Genomic DNA, 11,521 nt, shown 5'->3' on the forward strand with positions numbered 1-11,521 from the left:
ACCCAAGCGTTCGCCCCACCCACACCTGCCCTGCCGCTCCGGACGCCAACGGGTGGGTCGGCGTTACGTCCGAAGCTGTTTCGTTTTTTTCGAATACTGGTATCCTGGGGGCCGGAGGTGTGCGTCATGGTCGGCATTCTGGAGGAAAGAACGATCCTGCCACCGCAGGAGCATCTGAGGCTGGACGCGGTGGCGCGCTTGCTGGCGGCGCATCCTACGCGGCAGGCCAAGTTGGTGGCCCCGAGCGGTGAATTGATCGAGCTACCCAGCGAGGTCTATCGGGCCCTGCGTGAGGTCGTGGAGGCGTTGTCTCAAGGCCTCGCCATCACGATCGCACCGCACAACACCATGCTCACCACGCAGGAAGCCGCTGATCTGCTGAGCATCTCCCGTCCGACGCTGGTTCGTCTCCTGGACGAAGGGGAGATTCCACACAGCATGCGAGGCAGACACCGCAGGTTGTTGCTGCGGGATGTCATGGAATACCAGGACTGTAGCCGTGCGGAACGACGCGTCGGTCTTGACGAGATGGTCGCCGAAGGCGAGGCGTCCGGCCAATACGACACGATCGAACCGCCGGGCCAGAGCAGGTAAAAGGGGACCAGGGGTGGGCTTTCCAGCGATGCTGGACACGTGTGTTGTATCCGGCGTACCTGTGCGACACGTTGTTGTCACTCGCGGAGGAGTGCGCGTACCGTCCGCTGTGGTCGGTGGATATCCTGACGGAGCTTCGCAGAAATCTGGCGACACGGATTCCGCAGGAGGCCGCGGATCGACGGATCGCACAGATGCGCAGGTATTTCAGGGACGCCGAGGTCACCGGTTACGAACCGCTGATATCGGACATGCCCAACGATCCAAAGGATCGGCATGTCCTGGCGGCGGCCATCTGCGGTGGCGCCGAGGTGATCGTCACCGCCAATGGGAGCGACTTCAAAGCCAAGGATCTTCAGCCTTACCACATCGAAGCTGTCAGCCCGGACGACTTCCTTCTGGATCAGCTGGACCTCTATCTTCTGGATCAGCTGGACCTCTATCCGGGCAGGACACTCGACGCATTGACCCGCCAGGCACAGCGGTATCGCCGAGAACCCCGGACGGTCTTGAGCCTTCTTGGCGTTTTGGACCGTTCAGGTGTGTCACGTTTCGCTTCCGAAGCCAGACGCTACCTATAGGGTCCCCTCTGCTTGGGGCCGTCGAATGCGTCCATCGTCCGAGGGCTTCCGCATGGGTTAAGGGCGGCGTCCGGTGCGGCGGCGCCAGGCCGCGCTGCCGGCGATCGCGCCGGCGGCGGCCCCGGCCGCGACGGCGGCGGGCACGGCGAGGCGGATCGCCTTACGTCCGGCGCGGAAGTCGCGCACCTGCCAGCCGTTGATTCGCGCGATACGGCGGAGCCTCGGGTCCGGATTGATGGCGACGGCGTGCCCGACGGCGGACAGCATCGGCAGGTCGTTCGCCGAATCGCTGTAGGCCGTGCACTCCGACAGGTCGAGCCCCTCCAGGATGGCGAGCTCGCGGATCGCGTCCGCCTTCGCCGGGCCGTGCATGATGTCGCTGACGAGCCTGCCCGTGTACAGGCCGTCACGAACCTCGCCGACCGTGCCGATCGCGCCCGTGAAACCGAGGCGCCGCGCGATGATGCTCGCCAACTCGACCGGGGTCGCCGTGACCAACCACACGCGTTGCCCGGCCGTCAGGTGCGCCTCGGCGAGCGCGCGCGTTCCCGACCAGATGCGGGCCTCGATCGTCTCGGCGAAGATCTCCTCGCCGAGAGTGACGATGTCGGCGACCCGGCGACCGGCGACGAAGGACAGGGCCGATTCCTTGATGTCCGCGATGTGATCACGGTTTTCCTTGCCGCGCATCCGAAAGCGGGCCTGTTGCCAGGCGAAACGAGCGAGGTCGCGGTTTCGGAAGAACCGGCGCGCGGCGAGCCCCCGAGCGAACCAGTAGATCGACGCGCCGTGTACGAGCGTGTTGTCGACATCGAAGAATGCCGCGGAGCGCTCGGGTTGTCCGTCGGCGGGGCGCTCCGCCGGGGTTTCGTCCGGCTTGTCGTTTGCCACGCCGTCGAGCGTATCTGGAATGCGTGGCGGAGGCACACCGCCGTCGTCGCCTTGATCAGTCTCGACCGTCGACGCGGCGGCGTGCTCCCGTGGGCTCATCCGAAGATCCCCGACAACAGATCGCCCAATTCGGACAGTAGGCCGCCGCCTCCGTCGTCCTCCTCGTCTTCGGTCGGGGAGGGTGACGTCGAGGGGGACGGGCTTGGCGACGCGGACGGATCGCTCTCGCCCGGCGTCGACGACGTGTCGTCGGGCGGGCTGTTCGTCGTCGTGTCGCCGGTGGCGAACGTGCCGTCGCCACCAGGGGTGGACTGCGCCTCGCACTGGCCGGGGAGCGGGCCGAGCTCGTCGGAGCGCAGTTGCGTCGCGTCCTCGGTGCAGGGCATGGCGAGGCGGAGCTGTTCGACGCGCTCGATGGAGGCGTCGAGAGGTCGATCGACTCGGCGGCCTCGGGGCGGGCCTCCACCGGCAGACGGTCGGCCAGGGCGGCGACGTCGGCACGGTGCGAGTCGAGGAAGTCATCGATGATGTCGAGCACGGCGGGGTCCGCGCGATCGACTGCTGCGGAGGTCAGTTCTTGCATGCCCCAACGGATGTCGTCGTCCATGTCGTTGAAGGCGATCGTGACGGCGGCCGGGTCCTTGATGACCTGTTCGGCCTCGAAGAGCCGCGTCCGCGCGAATTCGAAGTACAGCTGGCCCCGATTGACGTCGGAACCGGCCAGTGCGAGCTGGGCGTGCTCGGTGGATCGTTTGACGGGGTACAAGGCCTCGCCGGGCAGCGCGTCGCCGCTGGCGGTCGACACTCCGGTCAAACCGAAAACGGCGGCGGCGAGCGCCCCGGCGATGATGAAACGCCTGCGGGCGCGTGGTCGGGACGGAACCGGGTCCGCCCTTGGTGGGGCGTCCGATTCCGACCCGAGACCACCGACGGCGGCGACAGCCATGAGTCGTTGCCGTAGCTCGGCGGCGAACTCGGGGCGTGGAGCGCTGGCGTCGGTGGACTGCCGACTTGCGGTGGAGAGGGCCTGTCCAATATCGACCAGCGGTCGCAGGTCCTCGTCATGAGTGGTTTTGGTGTGGCGCCTCCGTCCCGTCTCGGCTTCGGTCAGGAGCTCGTTGAAACGTTCGGCTCGGCGCTTGTCCAACGGATTGCCGATCAAGTCGCGCACCCCCTCTCGTCGTGCGGTGCCGACCATTGCAACCGTTCCAACGGATGGGGGCGGCAAGAGGTTACGGTTATCCCAGAATACGTGGCCATATTTACGCTGAAGAATGCCTTGAAGGGTGGTTTTCGGTGGATGGGTCGCGCGGGGGCGCGCACCGAATCAGCGGCTGAAGCCCTCGGGGAGCAGTCGAGCCAAAGTCCGAACGGCGCGGTACTGGAGCGCCTTTATCGCGCCCTCGTTCTTGCTCATCGCCCTCGCCGTCTCGGCGACGGTGAAGCCCTGGAGGAACCGCAGGATGATGCATTCCTGCTGGTCAGGGTTGAGTTCTTGGACCGCCCGCAGCAGCGTGATGTTGGTGAGCTTGTCGCACACCATGCTCTCCGGGTCGCCCTCGGGGGAGCGTTCCTCCCGGTCGATGTCGAGGATCTCCGCGGTCGCCATCTCCAGCCGGTAACGGCCCGACTTGAAGTGGTCGGCGACGAGGTTGCGCGCGATCGTCACGAGCCAGGCGCCGAAGTCGCGCCCCTGCCACGTGAACGAGGCTATCCGTCGCAGCGCTCGCAGGAAGGTCTCGGACGCGAGATCCTCGGCGAGTTGGCGGTTGCCGACTCGGAAGTAGATGAAGCGGTAGACGGTCTCGTTGTATCGGTCGTAGATGCGACCGAACGCCTCGACGTCGCCGGCCTGAGCCGCCGCGACGAGCCGTTTGACCTCACTGGATCCGGACTCGTCGTTGTCGGTGGTGTTCTGTCCTCCGTCGCCCGAACCGTCGCCGCGTGAACTCGTGCGCGGTCGTGGGGACGGGCGGCTCTTTCGTTGCGTGTTGACCATGCGACTGTCCACTTGTTGCGGAACGTCCACCCTCGGGGGGCTGACATCGACGGCGAGCATGCGTCGAAGAGACGACAGCCCACCCGTCAGGGTGTCTGTCGCGACGCGGATGTCGACCGCGACGTCTGCTGTGGTGACCACCGGTACGGTGCCGGGCACTGGGCCTCCTCGGGTGAGGGGATGTCGGTTCCCAAGGTCTGAAGGCGAACCGACCCGATGATGATAGGACCAAAATCGCCGATTCGTGTGGACTTGATTACTCGGTTGGACGATTGTGTCCCGATTCGCGGTGGCCGGTAACGGACCAGATGTGCGACTCGTGAGATTGTCACACTTTCGATGGATGCTTTCCCGGGGCGTCCACACGGGCGTTCCGAATAGGCTAATGGGCGTCCACAGCCGACTGTTATCCATAGGGGAGACATAGTAGTGAGACTGAAGCTGTTGACTACCAAGGACTGTCACCTGTGTGTCGAGGCCCGTTCGGCGATGGCGCGCGTCTCTCAACACTCCGGTGTGGACTGGGTCGAGATCGACGTCGCCACCGACGACCACCTCGCCCGCGAATACGGCGACCGACTCCCCGTCGTACTGCTCGACGACAAAGAGCACGGCTACTGGCGTGTCGAGGAGGAGCGGTTGCTCCGCGATCTGAGGGCTTGACGGGGTTGGTCGTGACTAGGACTGGGGCTGGTCCGATGGCCTGGCCTTCGCGCCGTCTGGGGTCGGCCACGGTGGAGGGGGGAGTGCGAGGGGTGGAGGCGAAAGTCTCCCCCTTCGATGGTGGAGGAACCGTGGGCCGCCTCCTCGGAGGTTGAGGGATCGGAACGCGGCCCCTAGACTTCGGGGCATGGCTGCGCACTTGGTGTGGGACTGGAACGGGACCCTGCTCGACGACTTCGCGCTGGTCGCCGCCGCGACGTCGACCGTCATCACGGGCGCGGGCGGCCTGGACGTCGACCCGGACACGCACCGCGCCCGGTTTCGGCGCCCGATCATCGAGTACTACGGGGAGCTGCTCGGGCGGCCGTTGACGCCGGAGGAGTTCGTCAAACTCGACGAGCAGTTCCACTCGGACTATCGCGTCCGTCTGCCCGGTTGTCAGTTGTCGCTCGGCGCGTCGGAGGCGCTGTCGTCCTGGCGCGGCACCCAGTCGTTGTTGTCCATGTGGCATCACCGCGAGTTGGTCCCGCTCGTCGACACCTTCGGATTGACCCCGCATTTCGCGCGGGTCGACGGCCTCCGTCGGCCCTCGGAGGACTCGAAGCGGCCGTTCCTGGTGGCGCACTTGGAGGCGCTGTCGATCGACGGCCCCGACTGCGTACTGATCGGGGACTCTGTCGACGACGCGCTCGCGGCCGCGGCCGTCGGCGCGCGTTGCGTTCTGTACAGCAAGGGGTTCACGGCCCGCTCGGCGCTTGAGGCCGTGGGCGTCCCGGTCGCCGATTCGCTCGCCGACGCGATCGCGATCGCGTCAACCGACTAGGCCGTGGGAACCCGGTGTCCCGCAGGGTGAGCACCGATCGTCTCGTGGACTTGTCGGCGCTTCCGCATCCCCCGCGGTGCCGAACACCAGTAGGCACCTCCGGCTCTCGGCGCGTCCATCCAGCGCCGACGCCGCGGAAGTGGATTCCCACGGCGGTTCGTACTCGAACCGTGCGAACGAGCCGTGGCGCGGGGCCGAGACCGCCATGCGTCCGGGCGCGGACCACCGGCCCGTCGCCGCCGACGCGCTCGGTTCGGGGCCCGGAACCGACGCCACCGTCGGGTGATCGGGAAGCCTCCCATCGTGACGTGACGGGTGGCACATCCTTGCTCGATGTGGCCGGGCCGGTCGGTCCACGCCCGGTATCGCGCCTGACCTGCGTCGACGTCGCCGCCTCGCGGCCGTGACCTCGCACTCGCCGTGCCCCGCTCGATTTGTGCAAACCTTCACAAGCGCCTAAGCTGATCCGCGAGCACCCGCCACGACGACGCCCCGACGAGCTGGCGCCGTCTTCGCCATCATTCGGAGAGCACCTTGCCGATCGGATCGAATCCCATCGACGCGACCCCGGCCCCGCCGGATCCACGCGACATCCCCGACGCGACCGTCGCGCGCCTCCCCGAATACCTGCACGCGCTCCACACTCTGTCGGAAGCCGGCGAGAAGACGATCTCCAGCGAGGGCCTCGCCGCCGCGGCCGGTGTCAACTCAGCGAAACTCCGCAAAGACCTGTCCCACTTGGGTTCCTATGGCGTGCGCGGTGTCGGCTATGACATCACCTCCCTCGCCACGCACATCTCGAGCGTCCTCGGGCTGACTCGGCATCGCTCGGTCGCGCTCGTCGGAGCCGGACACCTCGGTGCCGCGCTCGCGGGCTACGCCGGGTTCACCAAGCGGGGTTTCGCGATCGTCGCGATGTTCGACGTCGCGCCGGAACTCGTCGGCACCACCGTCGGCGGTCTGCCCGTCCACCACATCGACCAGCTGCACAAGGTCGTCGGCGCGGAGGGCATTTCGATCGCCATCATCACGACGCCGCCGTCGGCGGCGCAGCGTGTCGCCGACTCGCTCGTTAAAGCTGGTGTGACGAGCATCCTGAACTTCGCGCCGTGCGTGCTCGACGTGCCGGACAACGTCGACGTTCGCAAGGTCGACCTGGCGATCGAGATGCAGATCCTGTCGTTCCATGAGCACCGCAAGGCTCGCGACAACGCGGCCATCGCACAGTCCGTGGATAAGGTGGCGTAGTGAATCTGCTGGTGGTGGGGGCGTCACACCGAACCGCTCCCGTGTCGATGCTGGAACGGCTGTCGATCCCGTCCGCGCGCACGGTCGAGCTCGCCACCGAGCTGCTCGCCGGGCGGTACGTCGCCGAGACCGTCGTCCTGTCCACATGCAACAGGACCGAGGTGTACGCCGCCGTCGACAGCTTCCACGGCGGTCTGACCCAGATCGCGGAGCTGCTCGCCCGCCACGCCGGGGTCGCCGTCGACGAACTGTCCGGCCACCTCTACGTCCGCCACGAGGGCGACGCGATTCGGCACGCCTTCGCCGTCGCCTCGGGTCTCGACTCGCTCGTCGCCGGTGAGGCGCAGATCCTCGGCCAGTTCCGCGATGCCTACGACCTCGCCAGGGACCACGGTTTCGCGGCACGGACGCTGCACGAACTCATGCAGACGGCACTGCGCGTCGGCAAACGAGTCCACAATGAAGCCCATGTGGACGCCGCCGCGCCGAGCGTCGTCGCGGCCGTCCTCGATCGGGCGACGGAGCTCGCTGAGACCGATGTGGACGGAGCATCCGCCCTCGTCATCGGTGCCGGATCGATGGGCGCTCTGGCGTCCTCGGCGTTGCGCCGTCGTGGCGTCGCCACGCTGCACGTCGCCAACCGCGACATCGAGCGCGCGAAGCGGCTCGCCGCCAACTACGACGCGCGTGTCTGGCGACTCGACGAGCTCGCCGCGGTCCTGCCCGAGGTCGACGTCATCGTCACCGCCACCGGCGCGCCCGCGCCGATCCTCGACGCGGCCACCTTGGCCGCGCGGCGATCGCGGTTGATCGTGTGCGACGTCGCGGTTCCGCGCGACGTGGCATCCGATGTGGAGGGATTGGCGGGCGTGACGCTCGTCGACATCGCCGCCCTGTCCGCGAGCGGCGGCCTCGCCGCGGGCGGCGGATACCTGGAGGCGGCCGAGCGCATCCTCGCCGAGGAGACCGACGCCTTCCGCACCGTCGCCCTGTCGGCGCAGGTCGCGCCGACCGTGGCGGCGCTGCGCACCCGTGCCGACGAAGTGGTCGACGCGGAACTGTCGCGGCTGACCCGCCGCACCCCCGAACTCACCGACGACCAGCGCGCCGAAGTCGCGCACACCGTGCACCGGGTCGTCCGACAACTCCTGCACCAACCGACGGTGCGAGTCCGTCAGCTCGCCGCCGAACCCGGCGGTGAGTCGTACACGCGAATGGTTCGAGAACTGTTCGCGCTCGATTCGCCCGTGCTGCAATCCGTCGACGGTGGTGATGTGGCCGATTGCCTTCGGGTGTCCCCCACCACATCCGACACGAACGATATGTGACTACAAAGGACTCGAAAGTGACATTTGCCCGGTTGTCGGATAACCTCGACGACCGGCGCGACACGACGAATGCCGGGGGCGGGGCGCCGGACGGCTCGCTGTTCGCGAGTTACGGCGCCGACTCGGCCAACCGACCAACACATCTGATGGAGCGAAGTACATGAGCAATGTCCGAAACATCGCCGGACGCGTGCGGTTCGTCGGCACCGGGCCCGGAGATCCCGGCCTGCTGACCAGGCGCGCGGTCGACGCGATCGAGTCCGCCGAACTCGTCGTGTGCGATCGCACGATACCGAGCCCGCTGCTCGACGCCATCACCGAGATCGCCGGTGAACAGACCGTCTTCACCAACGCCGACGCCGCGCCCGGCGAGCTCGTGAAGGACCTGATCGCCGCCGCCGCCGAGGGCCGCAACGTCGCCCGGCTCGTCGCGGGAGACGCCTACCCGAACGCCGCCGTCGCGGCCGAGATCGCCGAGATCTCGAACACGGACATCCCGGTCGAAGTCATTCCCGGCATTGGCTACGCCTCCGCTGTCGCCGGATACGCCGGAATGCCGCCGACGGAGGCGCGCACCGTCGTCGACGTGACCGACCCGGTCGCGCTCACGCCCGCCACCCTGACCTCCGCCGTCGCCACCGGCAGCCTCACGCTGTCCGCCGACGTCTCGCTCCTGTCCGGCGTGCGCGACGCGCTGCTGGCCGCCGGGATCACCCCGAGCACCACCGTCGCCGTGACCGGTGACGTGACCGGCGAGACCCAGTTCACGACGTCCTCGACCGTCGACACCTTCGTCGAGGCCGCGCTCGGCTTCGCCGGACGCGTCGTCCTGAGCATCGGCCACGGTGTGGACGAGCGCGGCAAGCTCGGCTGGTGGGAGAACCGGCCGCTGTACGGCTGGAAGGTCCTCATCCCGCGCACGAAGGAGCAGGCCGGCGCGATGAGCGCGAAGCTGCGCACCTACGGCGCGATCCCGTGCGAGGTGCCGACGATCGCCGTCGAACCGCCGCGCACCCCCGCCCAGATGGAGCGCGCCGTCAAGGGCCTCGTCGACGGCCGGTACGCCTGGATCGTGTTCACCTCCGCCAACGCCGTCAAGGCGATCTGGGAGAAGTTCGCCGAGCACGGCCTGGACGCCCGCGCCTTCGGCGGCATCAAGATCGCGTGCGTCGGCCAAGCGACCGCCGAGCGCGTGCGCGCCTTCGGCATCGAACCCGAGCTGCTGCCATCCGGCGACCAGTCCAGCGACGGTCTGCTCGCCGACTTCCCGCCGTACGACCAGGTGCTCGACCCGGTGAGCCGCGTTCTGCTGCCGCGCGCCGACATCGCCACCGAGGTCCTGTCGGCCGGTCTCCAGGAGCGTGGCTGGGAGGTCGACGACGTCACCGCCTACCGGACGGTGCGCGCGTCCCCGCCGCCCGCCGAGATCCGCGACGCGATCAAGTCCGGCGGCTTCGACGCGGTGCTGTTCACCTCGTCCTCCACCGTGCGCAACCTGGTCGGCATCGCGGGCAAGCCGCACGCGCGCACCGTCGTCGCCGTGATCGGCCCGCACACCGCCGAGACCGCGACCGAGTTCGGCCTGCGGGTCGACGCCCGTCCCGAGAACGCGAGCGTTCCCGACCTCGTCGAATCGCTCGCCGAGTACGCCGTCGAACTGAAGCAGCGGATGGCCGAGGCCCCCGTCAAGCAGCGGCGCGGCGCGAAGGTCCAGGGCCCGACGGCCCTGAGGTTCCGGTCATGACGGGCGGGTTCCCCGAGGTGCGGCCACGTCGTCTGCGGACGACGAAGGCCATGCGCGCCCTGGTGTCCGAGACTCGGTTGCACCCGTCGCAGTTGGTCCTGCCGCTGTTCGTCAAGGAGGGCCTCGACGCGCCGCACCCGATCGCCTCGATGCCGGGCGTCGTCCAGCACACGCGCGATTCGCTGCGCAAGGCCGTCGCCTCGGCGGCCGGCGCGGGCCTCGGCGGCGTCATGCTGTTCGGGATCCCGAAGACGCGCGACGCGTACGGTTCGGCCGGTATCGACCCCGACGGAGTCCTCAACGTCGCGATCGCCGACACGGTGGCCGAGGTAGGTGACGCGCTCGTCGTCATGTCGGACCTGTGCCTCGACGAGTTCACCGACCACGGTCATTGCGGGGTGCTGGGGCCGGACGGCAGTGTCGACAATGACGCCACATTGGAGCAATACGGCCGGATGGCATTGGCGCAGGCCGAAGCCGGGGCGCACATGCTCGGCGCCTCCGGGATGATGGACGGCCAGATCGGCGCCGTGCGCGCCGAGCTCGACCGAGCGGGCTGCACGGACACGAGCCTGCTCGCGTACGCCGTGAAGTACGCCTCCGCCTGTTTCGGGCCGTTCCGCGACGCCGTCGACTCTGCTTTGGATGGAGACCGGCGCACCTACCAGCAGGACCCGGGCAACGCCCGCGAAGCGCTGCGCGAGGTAGCCCTCGACATCGCCGAAGGCGCCGACATCGTCATGGTGAAACCGGCGCTGCCGTACCTGGACATCGTCGCCGCCGTCGCGGCGGAGGTGACCGTGCCGGTCGCCGCCTACCAGGTGTCGGGCGAGTACGCGATGGTCGAGGCCGCCGCTGCCAACGGCTGGGTGGACCGCGAACGCATGATCGTCGAGACGGCGACGTCGATCCGTCGCGCGGGAGCCGGCATCATCTGCACGTACTGGGCCGAGGAACTGGCCCACCTGCTGCGGCGCGAGTTCTGAGAGACGCCGCGCGAAGCGGGGGCCCGGCGAATCGCCGGGCCCCCGCTTCGCGCGGTCACCGTGTGCCGGGGTGTCGGTGAGCTCGGCCGCTACATTGGGGTCGCCTCGATGACGAGGTCCAGCAGGTGACCCATCGTCTCGTTGGGGGCGATCCCACAGTCGTCCGTCGCGGTCTCGACGGTCTTCCCGTCGGCCGTCTCGGCGGTGACCGCGTACACGAACATGTCGGCGCACTGGTCGGTCGAGGGCTCCCCCTTCGTCGTCAGTTCGGGATCGGCGACCAGCGAGCGCAACTGTGACAGGCGTTCCCCCTCCAAGGTCCCGTCCTGCGGGGCCATTCGCGCCTTGACGTAGCTCCACGCGCCGTCGGCGTCGATCGTCACCGTCTCGGTGATCCCGGCGATGCCGCCGGACTTCGTGATCGTCACGGTCGTGAACTCGGGAAGACCGTCCGACATGGTCTCGTCTCCCGGTTCGGTCTTGGAATCGTCGACGTTCGTCGTCTTCTCGGAGCTCGCCGGTTCGGCCTTCGGCTGGCACGCCGCCGCGCCACCGACGGCCAGCGCTGCCACGAGCGTGATCATGATGCGTCTCATACCTACTGTGACGCGGACCCGCTCGCCCCGGTTCCCCCGATCTCAGAACCATTGGGGCACGACGAAAG

13 protein-coding genes are annotated in these 11,521 nt (G+C 68.2%); 9 read left to right on the forward strand and 4 right to left on the reverse strand.

The features are described 5' to 3' along the window. The coding region (locus ACM9NP_RS15400) for an excisionase family DNA-binding protein (RefSeq protein WP_415647385.1) at window positions 1-594 on the forward strand (594 nt) is incomplete at its 5' end. A gap of 41 nt (window positions 595-635) precedes the next feature. Beyond that, complete coding sequence (locus tag ACM9NP_RS15405) at window positions 636-1,175, forward strand: PIN domain-containing protein (protein ID WP_415647386.1); 540 nt, start codon at window positions 636-638, stop codon at window positions 1,173-1,175. 57 nt (window positions 1,176-1,232) lie between these two features. Here ACM9NP_RS15405 and ACM9NP_RS15410 read toward each other — a convergent pair whose 3' ends face one another. The 3 genes from ACM9NP_RS15410 to ACM9NP_RS15420 form a co-directional block, all read right to left on the reverse strand. Further along, window positions 1,233-2,066 carry an HAD family hydrolase gene (locus tag ACM9NP_RS15410; protein WP_415647387.1) on the reverse strand — a complete coding sequence of 278 codons (834 nt, stop codon included), beginning with the start codon at window positions 2,064-2,066 and terminating at the stop codon, window positions 1,233-1,235. Window positions 2,067-2,121: 55 nt separating this feature from the next. Beyond that, complete coding sequence (locus ACM9NP_RS15415) at window positions 2,122-3,237, reverse strand: DUF5667 domain-containing protein (protein WP_415647388.1); 1,116 nt, start codon at window positions 3,235-3,237, stop codon at window positions 2,122-2,124. 156 nt (window positions 3,238-3,393) lie between these two features. After that, window positions 3,394-4,224 carry a sigma-70 family RNA polymerase sigma factor gene (locus ACM9NP_RS15420; RefSeq protein ID WP_415647389.1) on the reverse strand — a complete coding sequence of 277 codons (831 nt, stop codon included), beginning with the start codon at window positions 4,222-4,224 and terminating at the stop codon, window positions 3,394-3,396. Window positions 4,225-4,488: 264 nt separating this feature from the next. Here ACM9NP_RS15420 and ACM9NP_RS15425 point away from each other — a divergent pair, with 264 nt between their 5' ends. The 7 genes from ACM9NP_RS15425 to hemB all read left to right on the forward strand — a co-directional run bounded on the left by ACM9NP_RS15425 (window position 4,489) and on the right by hemB (window position 10,857). Continuing rightward, window positions 4,489-4,728 (forward strand): glutaredoxin family protein, encoded by a 240-nt coding sequence (locus ACM9NP_RS15425; RefSeq protein ID WP_415647443.1) that lies wholly within the window; start codon window positions 4,489-4,491, stop codon window positions 4,726-4,728. 187 nt (window positions 4,729-4,915) lie between these two features. After that, on the forward strand, window positions 4,916-5,551 hold the full coding sequence (locus tag ACM9NP_RS15430; protein WP_415647390.1) for an HAD family hydrolase: 636 nt from the start codon (window positions 4,916-4,918) through the stop codon (window positions 5,549-5,551). 76 nt (window positions 5,552-5,627) lie between these two features. Next, a complete protein-coding gene (locus tag ACM9NP_RS15435; protein ID WP_415647391.1) occupies window positions 5,628-5,837 on the forward strand; it encodes a hypothetical protein in 210 nt (69 codons plus the stop codon). 248 nt (window positions 5,838-6,085) lie between these two features. After that, complete coding sequence (locus ACM9NP_RS15440) at window positions 6,086-6,799, forward strand: redox-sensing transcriptional repressor Rex (RefSeq protein ID WP_415647392.1); 714 nt, start codon at window positions 6,086-6,088, stop codon at window positions 6,797-6,799. Next, window positions 6,799-8,127, forward strand: coding sequence for a glutamyl-tRNA reductase (locus ACM9NP_RS15445; protein WP_415647393.1), 1,329 nt, complete (start codon window positions 6,799-6,801; stop codon window positions 8,125-8,127). Before ACM9NP_RS15440 ends, ACM9NP_RS15445 begins: the two co-directional genes overlap by 1 nt. A gap of 160 nt (window positions 8,128-8,287) precedes the next feature. After that, complete coding sequence (locus ACM9NP_RS15450) at window positions 8,288-9,871, forward strand: bifunctional uroporphyrinogen-III C-methyltransferase/uroporphyrinogen-III synthase (RefSeq protein ID WP_415647394.1); 1,584 nt, start codon at window positions 8,288-8,290, stop codon at window positions 9,869-9,871. After that, window positions 9,868-10,857, forward strand: coding sequence for a porphobilinogen synthase (hemB, locus tag ACM9NP_RS15455; RefSeq protein ID WP_415647395.1), 990 nt, complete (start codon window positions 9,868-9,870; stop codon window positions 10,855-10,857). The genes ACM9NP_RS15450 and hemB overlap by 4 nt, the downstream gene beginning before the upstream one ends. A gap of 89 nt (window positions 10,858-10,946) precedes the next feature. Here hemB and ACM9NP_RS15460 read toward each other — a convergent pair whose 3' ends face one another. After that, the gene (locus ACM9NP_RS15460; protein ID WP_415647396.1) at window positions 10,947-11,453 is read right to left on the reverse strand and encodes a hypothetical protein; all 507 of its coding nucleotides are present in this window, start codon (window positions 11,451-11,453) and stop codon (window positions 10,947-10,949) included. Between the last annotated feature and the right edge of the window lie 68 nt (window positions 11,454-11,521).

Origin of the sequence: Stackebrandtia soli, assembly GCF_965137155.1 — a bacterium.
Lineage (GTDB): Bacteria > Actinomycetota > Actinomycetes > Mycobacteriales > Micromonosporaceae > Stackebrandtia > Stackebrandtia soli.

What these genes read in the sequence shown, in the direction of transcription:
- ACM9NP_RS15430 (WP_415647390.1), top strand. Translation starts at nt 4,916, where the DNA reads ATGGCTGCGCACTTGGTGTGGGACTGGAACGGGACCCTGCTCGACGAC.
- ACM9NP_RS15450 (WP_415647394.1), top strand. Translation starts at nt 8,288, where the DNA reads ATGAGCAATGTCCGAAACATCGCCGGACGCGTGCGGTTCGTCGGCACC.
- hemB (WP_415647395.1), top strand. Translation starts at nt 9,868, where the DNA reads ATGACGGGCGGGTTCCCCGAGGTGCGGCCACGTCGTCTGCGGACGACG.
- ACM9NP_RS15460 (WP_415647396.1), bottom strand. Translation starts at nt 11,453, where the DNA reads ATGAGACGCATCATGATCACGCTCGTGGCAGCGCTGGCCGTCGGTGGC.